Consider the following 23,907-nt stretch of genomic DNA (forward strand, 5'->3'; position numbering starts at 1 on the left):
GACTCGCGGGCCGCGAGGTGGGGGACGACCGGGTCGCCGCCGTCCGCGACCTGGCCGAATCACTGCGGGCCACGGTCCTGCTGAAGGGCCGCGCCACCCTCGTCGCCGCGCCGGGGCACCCGACGCTGGTCAACGAAGCGGGCGGTTCCTGGGCCGCCACCGCAGGCGCGGGCGACGTCCTGTCCGGCGTCATCGGCGCGCTCCTGGCCGCGGGGCTCGATCCCGCCTGGTCCGCGGCGGCCGCCGCCCGCGCCCACAGCCTCGCCGCCGGCCTGGCCGCCCGCGCCTCCGGCGACGCGGGCGCTCCCATTTCCGCCGAACCCCTGCTGGACCACCTGCGCCCGGCCATCGCCACCCTGCGCGCCTTCGCCGGCTAGATCGCGGCCACGAGTGCCGGGCGACCTATCGCTTCGGTCGCCACCTCTCCGGAGCGCGGTGCTCGGCCGTGCGGTCGAGTCCGACTGTCTGCGACATCACTCGACCGCCCGCCGCGTCCCTGGTGAGCACGGTTGTTCCCCGGACCACATCAGCGGCGGTCGTGAGGCGCGCCGCGTCGACCCGGAGAACGGGGATGGCAGGATCGACCTTCGTGCATGCCCCACTGGAGACCGTCATCGACCTGGACGCCATCGCCCACAACGTGCGCGTGTTGCGTGAACACGCCGGGGACGCCGCGGTCATGGTCGTGGTGAAGGCGGATGCCTACAACCACGGGGCGGTCGAGGTGGCGCACGCGGCGCTGGCGGCGGGCGCGACGGAACTCGGGGTGACGACGGTCACCGAGGCGCTGCGCTTACGCGGCGCGGGCATCACCGCGCCGATACTGTGCTGGCTCAACAACTCCGACGCCGACTACGCCGCGGCGATCGCCGCCGACGTCGAGATCGGTGTGTCCTCCCTGGCGCACCTGCTCGCGGTCGCGGCGGCGGCGCGCGGTATCCGGCGCACCGGCGTGGTCGCGCTCAAGGTCGACACCGGACTAAATCGCAACGGCATCGCGCCCGACGCCTACCCGGCGCTGCTGACGGAACTGCGCGTGCTGGTCGAGGAGGGCGTGCTGCGTCTGCGGTCGGTGTTCTCGCATCTGGCGCACGCCGACGAACCCGAGCATCCGTTCGTGGACGTGCAGCGCGACCGCTTCGTCGCCGCGCTGGCCGCCGCCGAGGCGGCGGGCCTGCGACCGGAACTGGCGCACCTGTCGAATTCGGCGGCCACCCTGACCCGCCCCGATCTGGCTTTCGACATGGTCCGTCCCGGGATCGCCGTCTACGGTCTGAATCCGGTGCCGGACCTGCCCGATGTCGGCCTGCGTCCGGCGATGACGTTCCGGGCGCGGGTGGCGCTGGTCAAGCGGGTCGCCGCCGGGGAGGGCGTCTCCTACGGCCACCAATGGCTGGCCCCGCGCGATACCACCGTGGCCTTGGTGCCCGCGGGCTACGCCGACGGCGTGTTCCGTCCGTTGAGCGGACGTTTCGAGGTGCTGCTCGGCGGCGCGCGGCGGCCCAATGTCGGGCGCGTGTGCATGGACCAGTTCGTCGTCGACCTCGGTGACAACGCGGCGGGTGTGGCCGAGGGCGACGTGGCGGTGCTGTTCGGCGGCGGTCGGGACGAACCGCGCGCCCAGGACTGGGCCGATGTGCTCGACACCATCCACTACGAGGTGGTGTGCGCCCCGCGGGGGCGGGTAATCCGTCGGCATATCGGTGACCGCGCCGACTGATCGGCGGGTGACCGACGGCCGGGCGCGGTTGCGCGAGCGCCGTCGTCCGTGACATACATGTGGTCGGCTCGTGGCCTACGCCGTCACCGGGAGGGTTCCGATGGGATCGCGACGTTCGAATCGCACGGCCATCCTGCGCGGCGGGATGGCGACCGCGGGCGTGGTCGGCGCGCTGGCGGGCGCGCACGCACTGCGTCGGGTGGGGTCGCGGGTGCTGTGGCCCGCGCGTCGCGACGAGTACCGCGACGAGGATTTCACCCTGATGGAACGGGATCGGCCGGGTGCCGTCGTGGCCGAGGACGGTGTGCGGTTGACCACCCGCGAGTGCGGTCCCGCCGACGCCCCGATCACCGCGATCTTCGTGCACGGCTTCTGCAACAGCATGGAGTCCTTCCATTTCCAGCGCCGCGCCTTGGAGAAGCGCTGGGGTGAGCGGGTTCGGATGGTGTTCTTCGATCTGCGCGGGCACGGTCGTTCCGGGACGCCGAGCACCGAGAGTTGCTCGATCGCCCAACTCGGCCGCGACGTCGCCACGGTGATCGAGAGCGCCGCGCCCACCGGTCCGGTGCTGGTGATCGGGCATTCGCTGGGCGGTATGGCGGTGCTGGCGGCGGCCGCGCGGTTCCCGGCGCTGTTCGCCGAACGCGTGATCGGGGTCGGGCTGTTGTCGACCAGCGCCGCGGCGGTCACCTCGGCGGGCATCACCCAGTTGCTGCGTTCGCCCGCGATCGATGGTTTCCGGCTCGCCGTGCACACCGCACCGGCGCTGGTGCAGGCCGGGCGGACCTCGGCGCGGCACATCATCGCGCCGATCCTGCACGTCAGTTCCTTCCACGGTCCGGTCAGCCCGACGCTGTCGCGGTTCACCACGCTGATGATCGACCGGACCCCGGTGGAGACGGTGGTGAAATTCCTGAAGGCCGTGCAGGTGCACGACGAGTCGGCGGCGTTGCCGATCCTGGCCGAATTGCCGGTGCTGGTCGTCGGCAGCGGGCGCGATCTGGTGATCCCGTTCCGCAATTCGGCCGCGCTGCACAGCGCGTTGCCGGGCAGCGCGCTGGTGCGCATCGATGACGCCGCGCACATGCCGCACCTGCAATATCCGGAGGTCGTCAACGAGGCGCTGGACCAACTGCTGATCCGCGCGTGCGCGCATCAGGAGCGCACCCACTCCGATCCGGAGGCCGCCACCAGCTGAGCCGGACGCGCGCCGGTACGCTTCGGGCGGGATCGGGCGAGACGGGTGGAGGTGCTGGTGGCGCAACAGCGGCGGATGCTGCCGACGGTCGAGGACACCGAGGCGCTGGGCCGGGAACTGTCCGCCGATCTGTCCGCGGGCGATCTGGTCGTGTTGGACGGTCCGCTGGGCGCGGGCAAGACGGCGTTGACGCGCGGTATCGCCGCCGGACTCGGCGTGCAGGGCCGGGTGAGTTCGCCCACATTCGTCATCGCCAGGCAGCACCGGGCGGGCAGCGCGGCCGGTGCGGTGCCGTTGGTGCACGTCGACGCCTACCGCCTGGGCGGTGACCTGGACGAACTCGACGCCCTCGACCTCGACACCGATCTACAGCACGCGGTGGTGGTGGTGGAATGGGGTCTGGGCGTCGTGGAGCACCTGACCGACCGGCACCTGCGGGTGCTGTTGTCGCGCGAACCGGATTCCGATGTGCGGACCGCCGTCTGGGAGTGGGTCGGGTAGTCCCGATCACACCGCCCGGGCCCGCCGAGCCGCGACCAGGTAGCTCCGAACGCGGGCCGGCTACCACCCGGTATCGTGGGGCCAATCATGCTTGTACTAGCTGTCGACACCGCGACACCCGCCGTTACAGCGGGGTTGGTGGAACTGGGGCAGGCCGACGACGCCGCGGCCGGTGCGGGGCGGCCGCGCACCGTCTCCTCGCGGGTCCGGGTCGATCCCAGGGCGCACGCGGAGGTGCTCACCCCGCAGATCCTCGAATGCCTCACCGAGGCAGGTCGTTCCAGGACCGAGATCGCCGCGGTGGTGGTCGGGACGGGTCCCGGTCCGTTCACGGGCCTGCGCGTCGGCATGGCCACGGCGGCGGCATTCGGTGACGCGCTGGGCATTCCGGTGTACGGCGTGTGCAGCCTGGACGCCATCGCCGCGGACGCCGCCCCCGATCTGACGGCGGGCAGTGAACTGCTCGTGGTGACCGACGCGCGCAGGCGCGAGGTCTACTGGGCCCGCTACCACGACGGCGTCCGTATCGCGGGCCCCGAGGTGATCGCCCCCGGCGACCTCGACGCGGGCCAGGCCACGGTGATCGCCGGATCGGCCTCGCACGTCGACTTCTTCGATCTGCCGGTGCTGCCGGTGGAGACGCCCTCGCCGGCCGGTCTGGTCGCGGTCGCCGCGCCCGCGCTGCGTTCCCGGGCCGTGCCCGAGGCGCTGACGCCGCTGTATCTGCGCAGGCCGGACGCCGTGGAGAACAGTTTCCGCACCCTGGACCGGACGGGAGCGTGAGTGGCATGACCGACGACTCCGCGATCCGCGTCGAGCCCATGCGGACCGGCGACATCGCCCGCTGCGTCGAACTCGAGCAGTTGCTGTTCCCCGAGGACGATCCGTGGCACGCGGTGGCTTTCCGTTCGGAGTTGGCCGCCCCGCACAACCGCTACTTCGCCGCCCGCGACGACGACGGCCGCATGCTCGGCTACGCCGGGATCGCGCTGCTCGGTGACGCGGAACACCCGGAGGCCGAGGTGCACACCATCGGCGTCGACCCGGTCGTGCACCGGGGCGGGGTCGGCACGCTGCTGTTGGAGACGCTGCTCGCGGAGGCGGGCAAACGCGGCGGCCCGGTCTTCCTCGAGGTGCGCACCGACAACGAACCCGCGATCGCGCTCTACGCCAAGCACGGTTTCCACATCATCGGGTTGCGCAAGAACTACTACCACCCCAGCGGCGCGGACGCCTACACCATGCGCAGGCCGGAACTGACCGCCGAACCTCGGGCATGGGCGGCCGACGCGGCGGGGGAGGTGCTGTCGTGATCGTCATGGGCGTCGAGAGTTCCTGCGACGAGACCGGCGTGGGGATCGTGCGATGGCACGCCGACGGCACCTGCGAACTGCTCGCCGACGAGGTCGCCTCGAGCGTGGATCAGCACGCCCGTTTCGGCGGCGTCGTCCCCGAGATCGCCTCGCGCGCCCACCTCGAGGCCATCGTTCCCACGATGCGCCGCGCGCTCGCGGCGGCGGGGATCGCCAAGCCCGACGCGCTCGCGGTCACCATCGGCCCCGGGTTGGCGGGTGCGCTGCTGGTCGGCGTGGCGGCGGCCAAAGCCTATGCCGCGGCGTGGGATGTGCCGTTCTACGCGCTCAACCACCTCGGCGGCCACGTCGCCGTGGACACCCTCGAACACGGTCCGATGCCGCCGTGTGTGGCGCTGTTGGTCTCCGGCGGCCACACCCATCTGCTGCGCGTCGGGGATCTGGCCGCACCGATCGAAGAACTCGGCAGCACCGTCGACGACGCCGCGGGCGAGGCGTTCGACAAGGTCGCCCGCCTGCTCGGTCTCGGCTATCCGGGCGGCCCCGCCCTGGACGCCGCGGCCCGTACCGGCGACCCGGCCGCGATCGCCTTTCCCCGCGGCATGACGGGCCCGCGCGACCCGCGCTACGACTTCTCTTTCTCCGGTCTCAAGACCGCGGTGGCCCGGCACGTCGAGGCCGCCCACCGCGCGGGCGTCGATGCCGCGGACCTGCCGATCGCCGACATCTCGGCCTCCTTCCAGGAGGCGGTGGCCGACGTGCTCACCATGAAGGCGGTGCGCGCGGCCCGTGACGTCGGCGTCGACACGCTGGTCCTCGGCGGTGGCGCCACCGCGAACTCCCGCATCCGCTCGATGGCCGAACAGCGGTGCGCCGCGGCCGGACTCACCCTGCGCGTGCCGAAACCCCGCCTGTGCACCGACAACGGTGTGATGATCGCGGCGCTGGGCGCGCACGTCATCGCGGGGGGTGCGACGCCGTCGGAGTTGACCGTCGCCACCGATCCCGGTCTGGCCGTGTCCACCAGTCAGATCACGGTGCCGGTACCGAACTGAGCCCCGGAGGACGACGTCCTCAGCGCGGCGACTCGGCCACGGTGGGCAGCGGCACCGACGTCTCCGGCGGCAGCGACAGCGGAATGCTCGAATGCGCCGACTCCTGGGTGGGCGCGCCCGGCACGGGGGCCACCGACGGTGTGAGCGTGTGCGAACGCGACTCGGCCGGTGCGTAATCCGGTGCCGCGCCCGCGACCAACGGGCCGAGCATCTCGGGGAACGGGATGGGCGGCAGGTTGGGGTCGGGCCGCAATGTCGGCGGGGTGGTGGGGACGACGCCGGTACTCGACGTGGTGCGCGGCGGACCGGCCTCGCCGGCGGTGGGCGCGGTGCTCGGCGCGACGGGCGTGGGCGCGACCGTGGTGGGCGCGGTGGTGGTCGGGACGACCTCGGGCTCGATCGAGGGACCTGTCGGCGTGCCGACGACGGTGCTCGACGCGACCGGCGGCACGCTCGGCACGTGCTGGGCGCTGCTGGTGGTGCCCGCGGGCGACACCTCGTCGTCGGCGGTGGGCGCGAAGGTCTTGACGCCGTAACCGATCACGAGTCCGACCACGGCGATCGCCCCCGCGAGGGTGCCGACGACCTTCGTGAATGTGCCGACAGGAGCCTCGGGGGCCAGCGCGGCGACCGGGAATCCGGCGGGTTGGGCCGAATCGGCCACCAGCGCCGCGCCTTTGGCGATGACCGCCTCCGGGTCCTCGACGGTGTGCACGGGCATGTCGAGGCGGTCGTAGAGCGTCGTCACCACCGAGGGGATATTGGCGCCGCCGCCGATGACCGCGACCGCCTCCGGGTAGGTGGAGGCGCGGGCGAACACCGCCGCGGCGAATGCGGCCGTGTCGTGCAGCAGATCGGCGATGAGTTCCTCGAAATCGGCCCGCGTCAACTTCAGCGGTCGGCCCGCCACATGGTCGATGGTGACGGCGGGGGCGACCGAGAGATGTTCCTTGGCCGCGCGACCCCGGTTGGTCAGCATGTTGCGGTTGGGGCGGGTGCCGCGGCGCGCGTAGTGCAGATCGACCAGATGGTGGTAGATGAGGTCGTCGATGGCGTTGCCGCTGATCGCGGTGGTGCGTTCGGAGCGGAGGACGGACCCGCCGTCGCGATCGGCGACCGTCACGCTCAGGCCGGACGCGCCGAGATCGATGATGGCGACCGTCTCGTAGCGGTCCAGCAGGCCGGTGTGGCGCAGGTAGGTCAGTGCCGCCGTGCCTTCGGGGATCAGCTTCAGATCGCGCTGCTTGCCGGTGGCCGACCGGATGACCTGTGCCTGCTCGCGACTGCGGTAGGCGACCGCCACGCTGGTGGGAACCGCTTCGCGCGCACCGGATCTGGTCAAGCCGGTGCGCACGTCGAGCGGGAAGGCGACGTCGTAGGAGATCCGGTTGGTCGGCAACTGGGTGGTCATCAGTTCGATGGAGGAGGCCACCAGGTCGCCGAGGTCGGAGTGGGCGGCGTCGGCGGAGACCACCCGGTAGTCGAAGGTCTGGGAACCGTTGGGAGCGGTGGCGACCAGCGCCGAGCAGACGACTTCGTTTCCGGCGGAGATGCCGAGTGATGTTCGCATGTACACCTCCCTTCGAGCGAACGGTCCGTGCGGTTGGGACGCCCCCGACCCCGCGCGGCAACGAGATGCCGGACCTCCGCCGCGATGCGAACGGTCCTATCGACGATCCGACCCGCCGCGCGCGAGGCGAGCGGGTGACTGCCCCCGACGGATGCGCGCGCTCCCGGTGCGGTGGATCCGGTGAGCCGGCTTTCCGGTGACGCTGTCTTCTTCGGTGACGCTGTCTTCGATGACGCTGGGTTGTGGTGACGTCGGTGGTGCTGACGCTGGTCCGACGACGCTGGTTGTTGAACGACGCTGGTTGTTGAACGACGCTGGTTGTAGACGGTGGGTGGTCGGTGACGCCGGTGTTCGCGACGCCGCGGGCGCGCGCTACGGACGCGACCGTCGCCAATACTGTCACGATCTGTTATCCGAACGTTACAGATTCCGCGAAGTTATGGGAAGTCCGAATAGCTCCCGGAGGGTTGTCCCGTGCGGGGGTTGGCAACGCCTGCCCTTGAGCGCTGGCACTCGCGTGTATAGAGTGCTAGTCGGCACCGCGTGATGTGTGGGTGCCAAGCTTTTGACCACTGGGCAAGGGTCCCGGCACCCGCGACGACGGGGCTGTGCGCAGGGGTCAGATCGAACGGCCGCGGGTCATACCGGGCGGCCGAGCGAGACAACACGACACCGATGGTCCGGGGCAACAGTTCCGGACGACCGCAATCCCCTGAAAGTGGAGGGCTCAACGTGGCGAGCGTGAACATCAAGCCGCTCGAGGACAAGATCCTCGTCCAGGCCAACGAGGCCGAGACGACGACGGCCTCCGGCCTGGTCATCCCGGACACGGCCAAGGAGAAGCCGCAGGAAGGCACCGTCGTCGCCGTCGGCCCCGGCCGCTGGGACGACGAGGGCGAGAAGCGCATCCCGCTGGATGTCCAGGAGGGCGACACCGTCATCTACAGCAAGTACGGCGGCACCGAGATCAAGTACCAGGGCGAGGAGTACCTGATCCTCTCCGCGCGCGACGTGCTGGCTGTCGTCAGCAAGTGACCGCGTTCCCGGCCGACCGGTCGGGATCGAGTCGTAACGACACTGCCCCGGTTCCCCTACAGCGGGGCCGGGGCAGTGCTGTTCGTGGCCTATCCAAGGAAAAGGACTTATGGCAAAGCAGATCGAGTTCGACGAGAAGGCTCGCCGGGCTCTGGAACGCGGTGTCGACAAGCTCGCCGACGCCGTCAAGGTAACCCTCGGCCCGCGCGGCAGGCACGTGGTGCTCGCCAAGGCGTTCGGCGGCCCCACCGTCACCAACGACGGCGTCACCATCGCCCGCGACATCGACCTCGAGGACCCCTTCGAGAACCTCGGCGCGCAGCTGGTCAAGAGCGTCGCCACCAAGACCAACGACGTCGCGGGCGACGGCACCACCACCGCGACCGTGCTGGCCCAGGCGCTGGTGCGGGCCGGGCTGAAGAACGTCGCCGCGGGCGCGAATCCGATCGAGGTCGGCGCGGGCATCGCCCTGGCCGCCGACGCGGTCTCCGAGGCCCTGCTGGCCGCGGCCACCCCGGTCTCCGGCGAGCAGGCCATCGCCCAGGTCGCCACCGTCTCCTCGCGGGACGAGGAGATCGGCGCGATGGTCGGCAAGGCGCTCGACACCGTCGGCAAGGACGGCGTGGTCACCGTCGAGGAGTCCTCCACGATCCAGACCGACCTGGTCGTCACCGAGGGCGTGCAGTTCGACAAGGGCTTCCTCTCGCCGTACTTCATCACCGACGTCGACAGCCAGGAAGCGGTCCTCGAGGACGCCTACATCCTGCTGTACGGCGAGAAGATCAGCGCGCTCGCCGAGCTGCTTCCGGTGCTCGAGCAGATCGCCGAATCCGGCAAGCCCGCGCTGATCATCGCCGAGGAGGTCGAGGGCGAGGCCCTGTCGACCCTGGTCGTGAACTCGATCCGCAAGACCATCAAGGTCGTCGCGGTCAAGGCGCCCTTCTTCGGTGATCGCCGCAAGGCGTTCCTGGAGGATCTGGGCATCGTCACCGGCGGCACCGTGATCAACAACGATCTCGGCATCAGCCTGCGCGAGGCCGACATCCAGGCGCTGGGCACCGCGCGGCGCATCGTGGTCACCAAGGACGAGACCACGATCATCGACGGCGGCGGCACCAGCGAGGGCATCGAGGCGCGCGTGGGTCAACTGCGCCGCGAGATCGAGGCCAGCGATTCGGACTGGGATCGGGAGAAGCTGTCCGAGCGGCTGGCCAAGCTGTCCGGCGGCGTCGCGGTCATCAAGGTCGGCGCGGCCACCGAGACCGCGCTCAAGGAGCGCAAGTACCGCGTCGAGGACGCGGTGAGCGCGGCCAAGGCCGCCGTCGAGGAGGGCATCGTGCCCGGCGGTGGCACCGCCCTGGTGCAGGCCGCCACCAAGCTGGTCGACCTGCGCGACTCGCTCTCGGGCGACCGCGCTGTCGGCGTCGAGGTCGTGCGCACCGCGCTGTCGGCCCCGCTGTACTGGATCGCCAGCAACGCGGGCCTGGACGGCGCGGTCGTGGTGAGCAAGGTCGCCGAGGGCAAGGACGGCTTCAACGCCGCCACCCTCACCTACGGCGATCTGCTGACCGACGGTGTCGTCGACCCGGTCAAGGTGACCCGCTCGGCCGTCGTGAACGCGGCCTCGGTCGCGCGCATGATCCTCACCACCGAGAGCGCGGTCGTCGACAAGCCCGCCGAGGAGGCCGACGACCACGGCCACCACGGGCACAGCCACTGATCGCGTGCGCGAACGGACGAGGCCCCCGGATCGACGATCCGGGGGCCTCGTTCTCGATGCTGCTGCTCGTGCTGGAGAGGCGAAGCCGGTGACGCGAAGAGACGGGTCAGGAAGCGACCGGGGGCTGTTCGGCCACCGCCGCGAGCAGCCTGCCGCGTAACTCGGCGGGCGGTTCGGTGGCCGTGGCTTCCGCGAGGGCGGCCAGCGCGGCCCGCGTGCGCCGCACCTCGGCGCCGAAGGCGGGATCATCGCTGTCGAGCAGGTCCTGTACCGCGTGCTGGTCTTCGTCGTCGATCGATCCGAGCGCGACGGCGTGCGCGAGATCGATCCTGGCTTCGCTCATCTCACGTCACCCCCAAACTTTTCTTCAGTCGTGTCAGTCCGTCCCTGATCCGGGACTTGACGGTGGGTAGTCCGACGCCCAGATGGGCGGCCACTTCAGCGTAGGTCCGTCCGCCGTAGTAGGCGAGCGAGATGGCCTCGCGCTGGGTCTGGGTCAACGTGGTCAGCCCGTCCTGGACGGCCTGCTGTTCGAGTCGGCGCTCGACTTCCTCGGTGACCTCGTCGAATTCGTTGCCGAGCACACGGATGCCGTAGGCGACCTCGCGCTGGGTGTGGGCCTGTTCGGCACGGACCCGATCGACGGCGCGGCGATGCGCGAGCGTCATCAACCAGGTCACCGCGGAACCCTTGGCGGGGTCGAAACTGGCGGCGGTGCGCCATATCTGGAGGTAGACCTCCTGCGTGGTCTCCTCCGCGTACCCCGGATCGTGCAGCACCCGGAGCACCAGACCGAAGACGCGCGCACACGTCCGGTCGTACAGTTCGGCGAAAGCTTGCTGGTCGGCTCGACCGCAACGATGCAATAGGGCGGCGAGCTCGATACTTTCGGCTGCGCGTGCCGACATCGCAGATTCCACACTGGGTGGGATGGCTTCTCTACGGAACGAGTCGCCCTCTGCGGCCGGCCACCGCGTTGTCACAACGCTCCATTCTGTGTCATCGGTCACTACCGTAGCGCGCCGCTATGGCTTCCTTTCGGTGGGGTATCGGCACGGAACGACCGACGCCGATGCGCCGCCGGAGGTTCGACCGGAGTTCTGCTCCGGTGTTCGGTATTCGTGCTGGTCAGGCAATGGCCGGTTGTTTGCTAGGCATTCGGCGCACCGCTGCGTTCGGATGGGGCGGATCCCGGAAAGTGATTTTCAGACCGCCCGCACGCGGTGTCAGACCGCCATGCGGCGACGGTTGCGCCGAGCGTGCATCTCGCGCTCGGTCTCGGACATGCCGCCCCAGATGCCGTAGGGCTCGCTGACCTTCAGGGCGTGGCTGCGGCACTGCATGAGCACGGGGCAACTGCGGCAGATCTCCTTGGCGCGCATCTCGCGAGCGGTGCGGGCGCGGCCGCGTTCCCCGTCGGGATGGAAGAACACCGCGGAGTCCTGCCCGCGGCAAGAGCCTCGCATCTGCCAGTCCCAGACATCGGCGTTCGGTCCGGGAAGGTGGGTCGGCATGGGCATGGTGAACTCCTCGTGATGCGAGCTCGTCAGCGTTGTCGAGCAGTTGGTTCTGCAAATTCTCGGGCCGCGGCCGGATGGGGTGGCCCGAGGCTCGCCCTTCGTGGCCGCTGCTTTTCGCGCGGCGCCGACCGTGGCGATGAGCTACGTTAGGGCCGGCCGTGAAATTCCGTCAATAGTTCGACGCACCGGTTTTCCGAATCCACAGCGCGGAGATTTAACCTGCTCGCTGTTTACTTTTTACGATCACTCCGGTGATACTGTTCGATTGGCTAGTTGGCGGCTGGACCGAGGCTGGCCTCGTTCCGATCCGAATTGTGCTGGTGGACGGCCGATTACCCGCGAGTATCCCGATTGCTGGGCCGGTTGCCGGAAGGTGTCGATCTCCCTGACGCCCGGTACGGAAGCTTCCATCTGGTGCTGGTCAGATGGCGATGCCGGGGCGTGCAGGTTAATTGCGCGAAACGCATGTGAATTTGCATCGGCGACGATCTCGCAATGCCCCCGGGAGTTTTACCTGATGGAAACACGCCGTCCGTACCAGAACTGCTGGAAGTTAGCCGGAGCCGCGAAGAATTTCCCGCGAGCCGAGGGGAAACCGGCCTGCGGATAGAGTGCGACGGTGCTCTCGCAGGCTCCGCTCCAGGACACTCGATTCGAAGTACTCGCCGCCGCGGCCTTCGGGGGCCGACCCGGCACGGCCGCTGCCGAGTTGCCGGCCCCGGCGGACGGCGTCGACGGCTGGTTGAGCGCCGTCGCCCTGGCCGGACAGGGGTATTACGCTGCCGCCCGCGCGCGACTGCGTCGAGTCCGTCGCCTGAGCGCCGATCCGGTCCTGCTGTCGCTGGTCGCGAGCACCGAGGGCTCACTGCTGCGGCAGTCGGGCAGACACGCCGACGCCGCCGTCGCCGACGGTCGGGCCTTCGCGCTGATCGCCTCCCGAGCGTCGGCGGCGGCCGGTGCGCATGTCTCGAGTGCGCAACCTGTCGCACTCGAGATGTTCGACAAGCCGACATCCGTCACCCCCTCGGTATTCGCCGGCCTCGCCGACCCCGGCGCCGCGCTGTGCGACGCGCTCACCGGACTGGCCGCCGACGCGCTCGGCCGCGGCCGCACCGACCTGGCCGATCGCCTGTTGCGCCGCGCCGGCGGCCCCGCCGCGAGCCGACCGCGCGCGCTGATCCGCCTGCACTGGGTCAGCGCCGAGAACGCGTTGGCCGCCGGTGATCCGCGCCGGGCCCGACCGCACGCCGAGACCGCCCTCGCGCTCGCGCGCGCCTGTCCGTCGCGACGGCACGAGGTCAAATCCCTGTTGCTGACCGCCGCCGCCGCGGCCGCGGACGGCGACCTCGACACCGCCCGCGCCACCGCCGACGCGGTCGCCGCCCGCTGCGCCGAACATGATCTGTTTCCGCTGGCCTGGGCCGGTGCGATGTTGCGATCCGGACTCGGTGACGCGGCGGCCGCGAGCGACGCGGCGGCCTTCGGGGCGGTGATCGCCCGCCGCGGTGGGCATTTCCGACTCGGCTGATCGTCGGGGAGGCCGCGACGAGGTTGCGGCGACAACCGACCACGTTGCCCGGTGGTGTGCCCGATGTCGCTATTGTTAGAGCCGTTCCGCCGCCACGGCGGAAGCACAGGTCATGGGGTCTGTGTCACTTGTAACGCCAGGAATCTCTCTGACGATGACGAACACGGGCGAAGAGTTGGACCTCGCCGTCGCTGCCGCTGCGCAGGGCGACAGATCCGCTTTAGCTCAGGTACTAGAGCTTATCCGCCCGTTGGTAGTCCGCTACTGCCGTGCGCGGATCGGCGCGGCGGAGCGCGGCCAGCTCTCCGCCGACGACGTTGCGCAGGAGGTATGTCTGGCCGTGATGACCGCCTTGCCCCGGTATCAGGATCAGGGCAGGCCGTTCATGGCCTTCGTATACGGCATCGCCTCTCACAAGGTCGCCGACGCCCATCGTAACGCCGCCCGTAACAAGGCGGAGGCCATGGCCGAAGTACCAGATGTCATATCCACCGACCAAGGGCCGGAACAACGGGCTCTCGAATCCGAGACGAGCAGGCAGATGAACCGTCTGCTGGCCACGCTCCCGGAGAAGCATCGAGAGATCTTGATCCTCCGCTTGGTCATGGGTCTGTCAGCGGAAGAAACCGCGGTCGCCGTGGGCAGTACGGCGGGCGCTATACGGGTTGCCCAGCACAGGGCACTCGCGAAACTGAAGTCACAAGTGGCGAGGGCAGGTGAAATGTATGGCTAGGGATGGCGAGCGCGGTCGGGGCGACTGGAATGCGCGACGAGGATCGCGGAACAGCGGTCCCTACGCCGGGGCGTCCGAAGACTCGGGCCCGGTGGATATCGCCGCGGTCCGTCGCGACGACGCGCTGATCGAAGCCATCTCCAGCGATGGGCCGGTGCAGACCGACAGCACGGAGGAATTCCAGCTGGCGGCGCTGCTCGCGGATTGGCGCGCGGAGATCATCGAACCCCCGTTGCCCGGCGCCCCCGATCTGGACGTGGTGTTCGCCGCGGTCAACCAGGAGATCGGCGCGCGCAAGGTGCGGGTCAGCGCCCAGACCGGCGGCAGGCTACGTCTGGTTCGGCCGCTGCTGGGCACCGCCGCGGCGGTGGCGCTGGTGATCGGTGGTCTGACGGCGTTCTCCTACAACGCCGAGCCGGGCAATCCGCTGTGGCGGGTCAAAGAGGTCGTGTTCAGCGAGCAGGCCCAGTCCACGGTGGTCAACCGCGCCGACAGCCAGATCGATCAGGCCGAACAGCTTCTCGCCAAGGGTGATCCGACCGCGGCCAAGGTCCAGCTGGAGTCCGCTCTGGCCAATGTCGACCAGGTGACCGATCCGGACAAGCGCGCCCAGTTGCAGGCCGATTGGCAGCGCATGCTCGATACCCTGCGCGCCAAGAATCCCGCGCTGGCCGAGCAGATCACCACGGCGACGCGGACGCCCGATCCGCGGCCCTCGACAGCGCCGGGCGGCAACCCGTCCACGGCGCCGTCGCAACCGGGCCAGCCCGGGCAGCCGCAGCAACCGGCCAGCCAACAGACGACGCCGAACCCGACGATCATGCAGCTACCGATCGAGACCACCGGCGGCTCCGTGCCGCCGGTGACCCAGCAGCCCACCCAACCCAATGAGCCCGGCCCGACGACGGTTCCTCCGGTCACGCAGGAACCGCCGACGCAGGAGCCCCCGACCCAGGCTCCGCCGACCCAGTCGCCGCCCACCACCGTGAACTCACCCACGGTGGTGGTGCCGACCGGTGGCGCGGAGATTCCCACCCAGCCCACGAATCAGCTCCCCAACCCGGGGATCACGATTCCGAGCATCCCGCTGCCCATTCCGGGCGGGTAGTTCTCCGACGCACCGGAACCGATCGCCGCAGGTGGCGATCGGTTCTTTTCGTTTCGAAGACGAGAGCGCTCCCCGGCCCGATCCGCTGTGCGTGCGGCGATCGGGCGGGGGAGCGTGCGGCATTCCGGGCCGTCGGGGCGGTCCCGACACCCTGGGGGAGGTGCGGCGTCAGGTGACGCGCGGCACCGGGAAATCCCTAGTCGAACCCGTCGAATCCGTCGCCGTGGAACGCCTCGTTCATCGAGGCATCGGCGTAACCCCGGCAGTAATCCCAGGTGACGTATGCCTCGGGTGTCGGGTCGTAGGCGGGTTCGTGGGGGCGGACGGTTCCGTCGACCAGTAGTTGGAGCAGGTTGGCGCGGAGCATGTCCCAATCGTGGTAGTGATCCTGCCTACAATCCTCGCAACTGACCACGAGTCCGCGGATTCCGCGGTGCGCCAGCAGCGCCTCGTAGACAGCGAGATCGGCGAGATCCTCCTCGACCGCGAGGCGCTCGTGGGGATCCAGCGGTTCGCCGGGCTCGATGGCGTCGAGCGCGGCAGACGGGTCGGAGGGGTCTCCGGCGAACGGATCCGGCGGCAAGCCAGGTGGTAGATGGTCACGCACACACCCACGGTACGCAGAACAAGGTGTTCTTCGCCAGCGATGCGGCGTGCCAGTTTCGCGCGGCGGCGGCACCGAGGCGCGGTCGTGGGCGAGTTTGCGGGCCAGATACCATGGGTGCCAGGCGCCGACCGGTTCCCGACACGCTCGTCGTCGCCGTCACCGTTCCATCCCATCAGTTGTGCGCGACGCCGGTCCTGCCGGCGTCTCTCGCTTTCGACGTCCAGGAGGGGTCGATCCGAATGAGTAATCCCGTAACGGGCGAACGAATCGCAGTCCGCCCCCCTACGGGTGGTGACGATCCGAACAAGATCGCCATGCTCGGACTCACGTTCGACGACGTGCTGCTGCTGCCCGCCGCATCGGATCTCATCCCCAGTTCCGTGGAGACCTCGAGTCAGCTGACCAGGGAGATCCGGTTGCGCACCCCGCTGGTCAGCTCGGCCATGGACACCGTCACCGAGGCCAGGATGGCCATCTCGATGGCGCGCGCGGGCGGTATGGGCGTGTTGCACCGCAATCTGGCCGCCGCCGACCAGGCCGCCCAGGTGGAGACGGTCAAGCGCTCCGAGGCGGGGATGGTCACCGATCCGGTGACCTGCCGCCCCACCGACACCCTCGCCGAGGTCGACGCCATGTGCGCCCGGTTCCGCATCTCGGGCCTGCCCGTGGTGGACGAGACCGGCGCCCTTGTGGGCATTATCACCAACCGCGACATGCGCTTCGAGGTCGATCAGGACCGCCGCGTCGCCGACGTCATGACCAAAGCGCCGCTGATCACCGCCCAGGAGGGCGTGACGGCCGAGGCCGCGCTGGGCCTGCTGCGCCGCCACAAGGTGGAGAAGCTGCCGATCGTGGACGGTAACGGCAGGCTGCGCGGCCTGATCACCGTCAAGGATTTCGTCAAGACCGACCAGTACCCGAACGCCACCAAGGACCGCGACGGTCGTCTGCTGGTCGGCGCGGCCATCGGCGTCGGCGAGGATTCCTGGTCGCGGGCGATGACGCTGGCCGACGCGGGCGTGGACGTGCTGGTGGTCGACACCGCGCACGGCCACCAGGCGGGCGTGTTGCAGATGGTGACGAAGGTCAAGGCCGAGGTCGGCGATCGCATCCAGATCGTCGGCGGCAACGTCGCGACCCGCGAGGGCGCGCTGGCGCTGGTCGAGGCGGGCGCGGACGCGGTCAAGGTCGGCGTCGGCCCCGGCTCGATCTGCACCACCCGCGTGGTCGCGGGCGTGGGCGCGCCGCAGATCACCGCGATCCTCGAGGCCGTCGCCGCGTGCAAACCGCACGGTGTGCCGGTGATCGCCGACGGCGGCATCCAGTTCTCCGGCGATATCGCCAAGGCCATCGCCGCGGGCGCGTCCACGGTGATGCTGGGCTCGCTGCTCGCGGGCACCGCCGAATCGCCGGGCGAGCTGATCCTGGTCGGCGGCAAGCAGTTCAAGAGCTACCGCGGCATGGGTTCGCTGGGCGCGATGCAAGGACGCGGCCAGGCCAAGTCCTACTCCAAGGACCGCTACTTCCAGGACGACGTGCTCGCCGAGGACAAACTGGTCCCCGAGGGCATCGAAGGCCGGGTGCCGTTCCGCGGCCCCGTCAACCAGGTCATCCACCAGTTGGTCGGCGGTCTGCGCGCGGCCATGGGCTACACGGGTTCGCAGTCCATCGCGCACCTTCAGCAGGCCCAGTTCGTGCAGATCACGGCCGCGGGCCTCAAGGAGAGCCACCCGCACGACATCACCATGACGGTGGAGGCCCCCAACTACACCGGCCGCGGCTGACCGGACAGATCGGACGCCGCCGCCGGACACCCCGGCGGCGGCCCCTTCATGTACAGGCCACGCCCCGGCGTGCATGATGAACCTGCCCGCGAGCCGTAGCGCCCAGTCAGGCCCTACCTGCCCTCGCACCGTCGCGATCCGAACGCGCCCCCACGGTTTCGCGGCCGTCTCGCGGTTGCGCGGTCGAAGCGCATGCGCCGAAGGCGCGAGTCTCGACCGCGCAACCGCGAGACACCAGGGGCCGCGAAACCCGCCGCGCCGAAGGCGCGGCAATCAAACACAGGAGGACACGTGCGCGACATGGTCGAGATCGGTATGGGCCGGACGGCCCGTCGTACCTACGAGTTGGACGATGTCGACATCGTGCCCTCGCGGCGTACCCGGTCCTCGAAGCTGGTGTCGCTGTCGTGGCAGTTGGATGCCTACCGGTTCGAGATCCCGTTCCTGACCCATCCGACCGACGCGTTGGTCTCGCCGCGTTTCGCGATCGAGTTGGGCCGGTTGGGCGGGCTCGGGGTGATCAACGGCGAGGGCCTGTGGGCCCGGCACGCCGATGTCGAGGCGAAGATCGACCAGTTGTTGGAACTGGTGGCCAAGGGCGGGTACGAGCGCGCGGTCTCCTTGTTGCAGGAGTTACACGCGGCCCCGATGCAACCGGACCTGTTGGCGGCGGCGGTGGCCGAGGTGCGCGCCGCGGGGGTGACGGTGGCGGTGCGGGTGAGTCCGCAGAACGCGCGCGCGTTGACCCCGGCGCTGGTGCAGGCGGGCGTTGACCTGCTGGTGGTGCACGGCACGATCATCTCCGCCGAGCACGTGAGCGGGTCCGATCCGCAGGCCGCCGAGGGTGAACCGCTGAATCTGAAGACGTTCATCGCGGAGTTGGACGTGCCGGTGGTGGCGGGCGGGGTCAGCGATCACCGCACCGCGCTGCATCTGATGCGGACCGGCGCGGCGGGCGTGATCGTCGGTTACGGCTCGTTCCCGGGCGCGACGACGACCGGTGAGGTGCTCGGCATCGGTGTGCCGATGGCGACGGCGATCGCCGACGCGGCCGCCGCGCGCCGCGATTACCTGGACGAGACCGGCGGTCGATACGTGCACGTCATCGCCGACGGTGACGTCGCGACCTCCGGCCATCTGGCCAAGGCGATCGCCTGCGGCGCGGACGCGGTGATGTTGGGTGTGCCGTTGGCCTCGGCGGCGGAGGCCCCCGGTCGCGGTTGGTACTGGCCGTCGGCGGCGGCGCATCCGTCGGTGCCGAGGGGTTCGATGCTGCACGTGGACGATCCGTGGGATCTGGGGGGCGAGAGTGTCGCCGAACCGGTGCGTCCGACGTTGGAGCGGGTGCTGTTCGGTCCGTCCGACGACCCGTTCGGGTCGCTGAATCTGGTGGGCGGCCTGCGCCGTTCGATGGCGAAGGCCGGTTACTCGGACCTCAAGGAGTTCCAGCGGGTCGGGCTGAGCGTGCGCGCCTGACCCGGGCGGCGCGCTCAGTGTGAGCGCGCCGCCGGGTTCGGTCCGCGGTGGGTGTGCCGGATCATGTTGACCCGTCGGCGTTTCGGGGTGAGGTGTTCCCGAAGGAATTGGCGGATGGCGCGATTGACGGGTTCGGGGTGGGTCATGGTGACCGCGAGGCGCGCGCCCGCGATCTCGGTGTAGGTCGCGGCGACGAGTCCGTGGACGAGTCGTTCGGCGCGTTCGGCGGGGATCCCGCTGTCGCCCGCGTGGATGACCAGTGCGGGGCAGGTGATCTCGGGCAGTCGCTCGAGCACGGATTCACGGTTGAGCAGACAGCCCACCGCCATCTCGATGGCGGCCGGTTCGCGGCCCAGCCAGCGCCTGGTCCAGATGGCCCGATACCACTCGTCGTCGCCGATCAGCCAGTGCGCCAACTGTTTCGCCGCGTCCGCGCGGGATTCGTCGTCGTACCACTGGTCCAGGAATTCCTGGGTGGCGGTGGACTGCGCCTCGGTGGGGCCGTGCGCTTCGGTGCCGATCAGGATGAGCGCCGACACCCGTTCCGGCGCGATCAACGCCGTGCGCAGGGCCGTGAACCCGCCCTGCGCGGTGCCGCCGAAGACGGCGCGTTCCACGCCGAGGTGGTCGAGCACGGTGAGGGCGTCGCGGGCGGCGGTCCAGTAGGTGAAGGGCAGACCCTGATCGGTGGTGCGTCCGTGTCCGCGCGCGTCCCAGGACACGACGCGGAATTCCGGTGTCAGGGCGGCCACCTGCGAGGCGAACATGGTTCGGTCCATGAGGAATTCGTGCGCCAGCAGTACCGGGGGGCCGTCTCCGCCGCTGTCCTCGTAGTGGATGTCGGCGTCTATCGCACGGGCGAATGGCACGAGCACGAGGATAGCCGGCGGTGCGGGGACACGCCGGAGGATTGGACCGGCGCACCAGGTTGTCCGCGTGCCGCGGGCGGTAGCGGGGTGTCGTGCCCGTCGCGGGAGCCTTCGCGCGGCCTCACTAGACTGTGCCGGTGGCAGAATCCCAGAGACCGGTCCTCGTCGTCGACTTCGGCGCCCAGTACGCCCAGTTGATCGCTCGGCGCGTGCGCGAAGCGAGCGTCTTCTCCGAAGTGGTGCCACACACCATGTCGGTGGAGGAGATCGAGGAGAAGCAACCGCTCGCGGTGATCCTGTCCGGCGGCCCGTCCAGCGTGTACGCCGAGGGCGCCCCGCAACTGGACAAGCGGCTGTTCGACCTGGACGTGCCGGTCTTCGGCATCTGCTACGGATTCCAGGCGATGGCCCAGGCGCTCGGCGGCACCGTCGCCCACACCGGGACCCGCGAGTACGGCCGCACCGAACTCAATATCGACGGCGGTGTGCTGCACGGCGGGCTGCCCACCATCCAGCCGGTGTGGATGAGTCACGGTGACGCCGTCACCGACGCCCCCGCGGGCTTCGAGGTCACCGGCACCACGGCGGGCGCGCCGGTCGCGGCGTTCGAGGACCGCGCCCGTCGCCTCGCGGGTGTGCAATATCACCCCGAGGTGCTGCATTCCCCGCACGGTCAGCAGGTGCTGAGCCGGTTCCTGCACGAGATCGCCGGCATCCCCGCCACCTGGACGCCCGCGAACATCGCCGAGGCACTGGTCGAGGCGGTCCGCGAGCAGATCGGCGACGGCCACGCGATCTGCGGTCTGTCCGGCGGCGTGGACAGCGCCGTGGCGGGCGCGCTGGTGCAGCGCGCCATCGGCGACAAGCTGACCTGCGTGTTCGTCGATCACGGCCTGCTGCGCGCCGGGGAGCGCGAACAGGTCCAACAGGATTTCGTCGCCGCGACCGGGGCCCGGTTGGTCACCGTCGACGCGATGGACAAATTCCTCGGTGAGTTGAAGGGCGTCACCGACCCCGAGGAGAAGCGCAAGATCATCGGCCGCGAATTCATCCGCTCCTTCGAGGACGCGGTGTCCGAGGTCGTGGCCGACCAGGACGAGGCCGACGGGACGGCGACGTCGGTCGAATTCCTGGTGCAGGGCACGCTGTATCCGGACGTGGTCGAATCCGGCGGCGGCACCGGGACGGCCAACATCAAATCCCACCACAACGTCGGCGGCCTGCCCGATGACCTGGAGTTCCAGCTGGTCGAACCGCTGCGACTGCTGTTCAAGGACGAGGTCCGCGCGGTCGGCCGGGAGCTCGGGCTGCCGGAGCAGATCGTGGCGCGTCAGCCGTTCCCCGGCCCGGGTCTGGCGATCCGCATCGTCGGTGAGGTCACCGGCGACCGACTGGAGACGCTGCGGCAGGCCGACGCCATCGCGCGCGAGGAACTGACGGCGGCGGGTCTCGACGGCCAGATCTGGCAGTGCCCCGTAGTGCTGCTGGCGGATGTCCGCAGCGTCGGCGTGCAGGGTGACGGCCGCACCTACGGTCATCCGATCGTGCTGCGCCCGGTGTCGAGCGAGGACGCGATGACCGCCGACTGGACCAGGCTGCCCTACGAGGTGCTCGAACGGATCTCCACGCGCATCACCAACGAGGTCGCCGAGGTCAACCGGGTCGTGCTCGATGTGACGAGCAAGCCCCCGGGCACCATCGAATGGGAGTGACCAGGGGCTTGTGAGGACCTGTCCGCGCGTCAGTCGGTGCGCGGGCGGGTCTGTCCGAGGACGAGTTGGCCGAGCAGGATGCCGCCGAGGCGGATCGGCCGGACCGGGCGGCGCGGCTCCGGCGGCGCCGGGCGGGGTTCGGGATCGGTGCGGTCGATGTCCGGTGCGCTCATGGGATGCTCCGTGGTTCCGGTCAGTGCTTGCGGCGGGGTGAGATGACGAGTCCGATGCCGACCACGATGGCCGCGATCACGATGATCCAGCCGAGCGGCAGGGCGGTCACGGCCGAGACGGCGGCCGGGCCGACCAGGACGAGCACGCTCACCGCGAGGGCGAGAACGCCCATGAACAGCATCGACAGGGAGGGGCCGCCGCGGCGGCGGGTGCAGGGCTGATCCACGGTGGACACCTCGATTTCGGTCGAATCCGGTGCGTCGCGGTGCGTCGCGGTCCGGTGGGATTCGGTGTGCTGGGGGTTCGTCCGGTCAGCCACGTTCCACCACCACGTTGCCCATCCGGACATCGATGTTCAGGTCCAGGACCGGCGCGCCGGGGGTGTTCGGGCCGCTGACGCCGGTCGGGCAGCTCTGGTCGCCCATCCGCACGGTGCAGTCGGTGCGCACGGTCATGGCCTCCGGGACCAGCACTTTCGCCTCACCCATCCGCACCGACAGGTCCACCGTACGGTTCTCGGTCAGGTTCAATCCGCGCAGGTCCAGGGTGGCCGACCCCATCGACAGGTGGTATTCGGATTCCAGATCGGCGACCGCCGTCGGCGCCCAGGTGCGGTCGCCCATGGTGGTCTCGTCGAAGGTGATCGGGCCCACGGCGGTGGCGATGATCGCGAAGGCCATCAGCGGCACGGTCACCACTTGCAGACCGTGGCCGCGCCGCAGGAACGCGCCCGCCACCAGACCCAGCCCGACGACGGCCAGACCCACGGCGGCGATGCGCGGCGCGGTCATCCAGTCGACTCCCGAGGCGGCCAGCGCACCCGCGCCCGCCGAAGCCAGGATCGCCAGGCCGAGGACCACCGGGGTCATCCGGGAACGGGGACGGCGTGCCGGTCGCGCCGCCACCGGACGCGGCGTCGGATCGGGCAGATCCCAGGCCAGCGGGGCCACGCCGAGCGGATCCCAGGACGGCGGGGTCGGCCCGCCGGGAACGGTGTGCGGGCGCGGCGCGGTCGCGGGGCCGGTGGTCTTCCCGAGGCCGACGGTCGGTCGCTCCTCGACGGTGTTCGGATCGCGCACGGCGCGGTTCCCCTCTTTCCGCAGGTCGACCTGGTCGGTCGAGGTCTCCTCGGTCGCGGTCCGGTCATCGGCCTCGGCCCGACTGTGCGCCCCGGCTGAGGTGCGAGTGTCGTGCGCCTTCTCGGTCGCGTCATAGCTGGCCGCCGTGGTCTCGGTCCCGGCTGCGGTCCGGTCGTCGGCGGTCCGGCCATCGGCGACGGCTTCCGTTCGGTCGTAGGCGACCGTTCGGGTCCGGTCGTCGGCGTCGGCGTCGGCGGCTGTGGCTGTGGCTGTGGCAGTGGCAGTGGCAGGGTCGGCAGCGGGCGAGTCGGCGGTTGTGAACCGGTCGGCCGCGGCCATGTCATCGGAGGGTGATCCGCTTCCGCTCGCCGCGGCGGCGGTCGCGGCCCGGTCTTCGGTGACCTCCGCGTTCCGGGTGTCGGCTGTCGCGGCGGCCCAGGCTTCGGCGGCCGCGGCCTGGGGGGCGTACGGGTCGGGCGCGTACTGCTGCGGGAGTTTCGTGTAGGGCGTGTAGACGGGCGATCCGGGCTGCTCGGGCGCGTAGAAGCTGCCGGTGGCGCCGGGCGGGAAGACGGCGCCGGGGTAGCCGGTGGCGGTGAGGCCCTCGGGCGGGAAGTCGTCGAGCGAGCTGGTGCCGGGCGGCGGCTGCGGGGTGCGCATGTGCAGCATCCACCAGCCTGCGAGCATCAACGCCAGGCTGATGATCCCGGAGCCGGCCAAACCCATGCCGACCGGTCCCATGGTGGTGACCGCGATGGCCAGCGCGACGATCAGCACCACCGTCTTGGTCGGCGACTGCGAACTGCCGCCCTTGCCGAGCAGTGATTCGGCGGCGGAGTATTCGTCGCCGTCCTGGTTGCACAGCAGCCAGGCCGCGAGATAGAGCACGATCCCGGCGCCGCCGAACAGCGTCGACACCACGAACGCGACCCGCACCAGCACCGGATCCACGTGGTATCGCCTGCCGAAGCCCGCCGCGACCCCGGCGACCGGGCCCTGCCGCGGCAACCGGACGGGCCGTGTCTGCCACATCTGCTGGAGCTGCTCGCCGAAGCTCGTTTTCGCCATGGTTTCCATGCTCCGGCGAAACCGCCTCGCGGCGCATCGGGGGGAACCCTGAAGTTGCGCCGATTCCGCGCCCAGGCGGCGTCCTCGGCAGCCTCAGGGGGATTCCCGATGCCGTGTTTGCGCTGGGTGTGCCACCA

Annotated in this window: 24 protein-coding genes; 15 read left to right on the plus strand and 9 right to left on the minus strand. The window is 70.2% G+C overall.

Annotated elements, in window-relative coordinates; genetic code table 11:
• From ON30_RS04960 to tsaD, 7 genes are all read left to right on the plus strand, one after another.
• The coding region (locus ON30_RS04960; protein WP_040704579.1) for an NAD(P)H-hydrate dehydratase at window positions 1–377 on the plus strand (377 nt) is incomplete at its 5' end.
• Window positions 378–571: 194 nt separating this feature from the next.
• Window positions 572–1,720, plus strand: a complete 1,149-nt coding sequence (gene alr / locus ON30_RS04965; RefSeq protein ID WP_040704580.1) for an alanine racemase — start codon at window positions 572–574, stop codon at window positions 1,718–1,720.
• 100 nt (window positions 1,721–1,820) lie between these two features.
• Window positions 1,821–2,918, plus strand: a complete 1,098-nt coding sequence (locus ON30_RS04970; protein ID WP_040704724.1) for an alpha/beta fold hydrolase — start codon at window positions 1,821–1,823, stop codon at window positions 2,916–2,918.
• A gap of 75 nt (window positions 2,919–2,993) precedes the next feature.
• Entirely contained in the window at window positions 2,994–3,419 is a 426-nt protein-coding gene (gene tsaE, locus ON30_RS04975) for a tRNA (adenosine(37)-N6)-threonylcarbamoyltransferase complex ATPase subunit type 1 TsaE (RefSeq protein WP_083911159.1), read from the plus strand.
• Window positions 3,420–3,506: 87 nt separating this feature from the next.
• A complete protein-coding gene (gene tsaB, locus ON30_RS04980; RefSeq protein WP_040704582.1) occupies window positions 3,507–4,202 on the plus strand; it encodes a tRNA (adenosine(37)-N6)-threonylcarbamoyltransferase complex dimerization subunit type 1 TsaB in 696 nt (231 codons plus the stop codon).
• 5 nt (window positions 4,203–4,207) lie between these two features.
• Complete coding sequence (gene rimI, locus ON30_RS04985) at window positions 4,208–4,732, plus strand: ribosomal protein S18-alanine N-acetyltransferase (protein WP_040704584.1); 525 nt, start codon at window positions 4,208–4,210, stop codon at window positions 4,730–4,732.
• A complete protein-coding gene (tsaD, locus tag ON30_RS04990; protein ID WP_040704585.1) occupies window positions 4,729–5,787 on the plus strand; it encodes a tRNA (adenosine(37)-N6)-threonylcarbamoyltransferase complex transferase subunit TsaD in 1,059 nt (352 codons plus the stop codon). The genes rimI and tsaD overlap by 4 nt, the downstream gene beginning before the upstream one ends.
• A gap of 19 nt (window positions 5,788–5,806) precedes the next feature.
• Here tsaD and ON30_RS04995 read toward each other — a convergent pair whose 3' ends face one another.
• Window positions 5,807–7,357: a DUF7159 family protein gene (locus tag ON30_RS04995; RefSeq protein ID WP_083911145.1), complete on the minus strand. Its 1,551-nt coding sequence runs from the start codon at window positions 7,355–7,357 to the stop codon at window positions 5,807–5,809.
• 732 nt (window positions 7,358–8,089) lie between these two features.
• On the opposite strand from ON30_RS04995, the gene groES reads away from it, so the two are divergent.
• The gene (gene groES / locus ON30_RS05000; protein ID WP_040704586.1) at window positions 8,090–8,392 is read left to right on the plus strand and encodes a co-chaperone GroES; all 303 of its coding nucleotides are present in this window, start codon (window positions 8,090–8,092) and stop codon (window positions 8,390–8,392) included.
• 109 nt (window positions 8,393–8,501) lie between these two features.
• Window positions 8,502–10,112, plus strand: a complete 1,611-nt coding sequence (gene groL, locus ON30_RS05005) for a chaperonin GroEL (protein WP_040704587.1) — start codon at window positions 8,502–8,504, stop codon at window positions 10,110–10,112.
• 106 nt (window positions 10,113–10,218) lie between these two features.
• On the opposite strand, the gene ON30_RS05010 is transcribed toward groL, so the two are convergent.
• The 3 genes from ON30_RS05010 to ON30_RS05020 form a co-directional block, all read right to left on the minus strand.
• Window positions 10,219–10,455: a hypothetical protein gene (locus ON30_RS05010; RefSeq protein WP_040704589.1), complete on the minus strand. Its 237-nt coding sequence runs from the start codon at window positions 10,453–10,455 to the stop codon at window positions 10,219–10,221.
• A 1-nt stretch (window position 10,456) separates the two neighbouring features.
• Window positions 10,457–11,020: a sigma-70 family RNA polymerase sigma factor gene (locus ON30_RS05015; RefSeq protein WP_174387383.1), complete on the minus strand. Its 564-nt coding sequence runs from the start codon at window positions 11,018–11,020 to the stop codon at window positions 10,457–10,459.
• A 318-nt stretch (window positions 11,021–11,338) separates the two neighbouring features.
• Entirely contained in the window at window positions 11,339–11,632 is a 294-nt protein-coding gene (locus ON30_RS05020; RefSeq protein WP_040704593.1) for a WhiB family transcriptional regulator, read from the minus strand.
• A gap of 619 nt (window positions 11,633–12,251) precedes the next feature.
• On the opposite strand from ON30_RS05020, the gene ON30_RS05025 reads away from it, so the two are divergent.
• The 3 genes from ON30_RS05025 to ON30_RS05035 all read left to right on the plus strand — a co-directional run bounded on the left by ON30_RS05025 (window position 12,252) and on the right by ON30_RS05035 (window position 15,001).
• On the plus strand, window positions 12,252–13,160 hold the full coding sequence (locus ON30_RS05025) for a hypothetical protein (RefSeq protein WP_040704594.1): 909 nt from the start codon (window positions 12,252–12,254) through the stop codon (window positions 13,158–13,160).
• Between the two features lie 154 nt (window positions 13,161–13,314).
• The gene (locus tag ON30_RS05030) at window positions 13,315–13,893 is read left to right on the plus strand and encodes a sigma-70 family RNA polymerase sigma factor (protein ID WP_040704595.1); all 579 of its coding nucleotides are present in this window, start codon (window positions 13,315–13,317) and stop codon (window positions 13,891–13,893) included.
• A gap of 91 nt (window positions 13,894–13,984) precedes the next feature.
• Window positions 13,985–15,001, plus strand: coding sequence for an anti-sigma-D factor RsdA (locus ON30_RS05035; protein ID WP_245553941.1), 1,017 nt, complete (start codon window positions 13,985–13,987; stop codon window positions 14,999–15,001).
• Window positions 15,002–15,197: 196 nt separating this feature from the next.
• On the opposite strand, the gene ON30_RS05040 is transcribed toward ON30_RS05035, so the two are convergent.
• Window positions 15,198–15,608 (minus strand): DUF5319 domain-containing protein, encoded by a 411-nt coding sequence (locus tag ON30_RS05040; protein ID WP_040704598.1) that lies wholly within the window; start codon window positions 15,606–15,608, stop codon window positions 15,198–15,200.
• Window positions 15,609–15,847: 239 nt separating this feature from the next.
• On the opposite strand from ON30_RS05040, the gene guaB reads away from it, so the two are divergent.
• Both guaB and ON30_RS05050 read left to right on the plus strand, forming a co-directional pair.
• Window positions 15,848–17,392, plus strand: coding sequence for an IMP dehydrogenase (gene guaB, locus ON30_RS05045; RefSeq protein WP_281004713.1), 1,545 nt, complete (start codon window positions 15,848–15,850; stop codon window positions 17,390–17,392).
• Window positions 17,393–17,683: 291 nt separating this feature from the next.
• Entirely contained in the window at window positions 17,684–18,868 is a 1,185-nt protein-coding gene (locus ON30_RS05050) for a GuaB3 family IMP dehydrogenase-related protein (protein WP_040704599.1), read from the plus strand.
• Window positions 18,869–18,882: 14 nt separating this feature from the next.
• On the opposite strand, the gene ON30_RS05055 is transcribed toward ON30_RS05050, so the two are convergent.
• A complete protein-coding gene (locus ON30_RS05055; RefSeq protein ID WP_083911160.1) occupies window positions 18,883–19,737 on the minus strand; it encodes an alpha/beta fold hydrolase in 855 nt (284 codons plus the stop codon).
• Between the two features lie 137 nt (window positions 19,738–19,874).
• Here ON30_RS05055 and guaA point away from each other — a divergent pair, with 137 nt between their 5' ends.
• Window positions 19,875–21,449, plus strand: a complete 1,575-nt coding sequence (guaA, locus tag ON30_RS05060; RefSeq protein ID WP_169334877.1) for a glutamine-hydrolyzing GMP synthase — start codon at window positions 19,875–19,877, stop codon at window positions 21,447–21,449.
• Between the two features lie 29 nt (window positions 21,450–21,478).
• Here the strand turns inward: guaA and ON30_RS38810 are convergent, their stop codons facing one another.
• Genes ON30_RS38810 through ON30_RS05070 form a run of 3 tightly spaced genes read right to left on the minus strand, consistent with a single transcriptional unit; the run spans window position 21,479 to window position 23,770 of the window.
• Window positions 21,479–21,622 (minus strand): hypothetical protein, encoded by a 144-nt coding sequence (locus tag ON30_RS38810; protein ID WP_157183613.1) that lies wholly within the window; start codon window positions 21,620–21,622, stop codon window positions 21,479–21,481.
• A 20-nt stretch (window positions 21,623–21,642) separates the two neighbouring features.
• The gene (locus tag ON30_RS05065; protein ID WP_051028947.1) at window positions 21,643–21,942 is read right to left on the minus strand and encodes a hypothetical protein; all 300 of its coding nucleotides are present in this window, start codon (window positions 21,940–21,942) and stop codon (window positions 21,643–21,645) included.
• On the minus strand, window positions 21,935–23,770 hold the full coding sequence (locus tag ON30_RS05070) for a PspC domain-containing protein (RefSeq protein ID WP_040704730.1): 1,836 nt from the start codon (window positions 23,768–23,770) through the stop codon (window positions 21,935–21,937). Before ON30_RS05070 ends, ON30_RS05065 begins: the two co-directional genes overlap by 8 nt.
• Between the last annotated feature and the right edge of the window lie 137 nt (window positions 23,771–23,907).

The sequence above is a fragment of the Nocardia takedensis NBRC 100417 genome, from assembly GCF_000308695.1.
In the GTDB taxonomy this organism is placed as follows: Bacteria; Actinomycetota; Actinomycetes; order Mycobacteriales; family Mycobacteriaceae; genus Nocardia; species Nocardia takedensis.

Excerpts from the sequence above, each read along its gene's own strand:
- ON30_RS38810 (WP_157183613.1), bottom strand. The coding sequence starts at position 21,622 with ATGAGCGCACCGGACATCGACCGCACCGATCCCGAACCCCGCCCGGCG.
- ON30_RS05010 (WP_040704589.1), bottom strand. The coding sequence starts at position 10,455 with ATGAGCGAAGCCAGGATCGATCTCGCGCACGCCGTCGCGCTCGGATCG.
- tsaB (WP_040704582.1), top strand. The coding sequence starts at position 3,507 with ATGCTTGTACTAGCTGTCGACACCGCGACACCCGCCGTTACAGCGGGG.
- alr (WP_040704580.1), top strand. The coding sequence starts at position 572 with ATGGCAGGATCGACCTTCGTGCATGCCCCACTGGAGACCGTCATCGAC.
- ON30_RS05030 (WP_040704595.1), top strand. The coding sequence starts at position 13,315 with ATGACGAACACGGGCGAAGAGTTGGACCTCGCCGTCGCTGCCGCTGCG.
- rimI (WP_040704584.1), top strand. The coding sequence starts at position 4,208 with ATGACCGACGACTCCGCGATCCGCGTCGAGCCCATGCGGACCGGCGAC.
- guaB (WP_281004713.1), top strand. The coding sequence starts at position 15,848 with ATGAGTAATCCCGTAACGGGCGAACGAATCGCAGTCCGCCCCCCTACG.
- ON30_RS04970 (WP_040704724.1), top strand. The coding sequence starts at position 1,821 with ATGGGATCGCGACGTTCGAATCGCACGGCCATCCTGCGCGGCGGGATG.
- ON30_RS05015 (WP_174387383.1), bottom strand. The coding sequence starts at position 11,020 with ATGTCGGCACGCGCAGCCGAAAGTATCGAGCTCGCCGCCCTATTGCAT.
- ON30_RS05020 (WP_040704593.1), bottom strand. The coding sequence starts at position 11,632 with ATGCCCATGCCGACCCACCTTCCCGGACCGAACGCCGATGTCTGGGAC.
- groL (WP_040704587.1), top strand. The coding sequence starts at position 8,502 with ATGGCAAAGCAGATCGAGTTCGACGAGAAGGCTCGCCGGGCTCTGGAA.
- ON30_RS05070 (WP_040704730.1), bottom strand. The coding sequence starts at position 23,770 with ATGGCGAAAACGAGCTTCGGCGAGCAGCTCCAGCAGATGTGGCAGACA.
- tsaE (WP_083911159.1), top strand. The coding sequence starts at position 2,994 with ATGCTGCCGACGGTCGAGGACACCGAGGCGCTGGGCCGGGAACTGTCC.
- ON30_RS04995 (WP_083911145.1), bottom strand. The coding sequence starts at position 7,357 with ATGCGAACATCACTCGGCATCTCCGCCGGAAACGAAGTCGTCTGCTCG.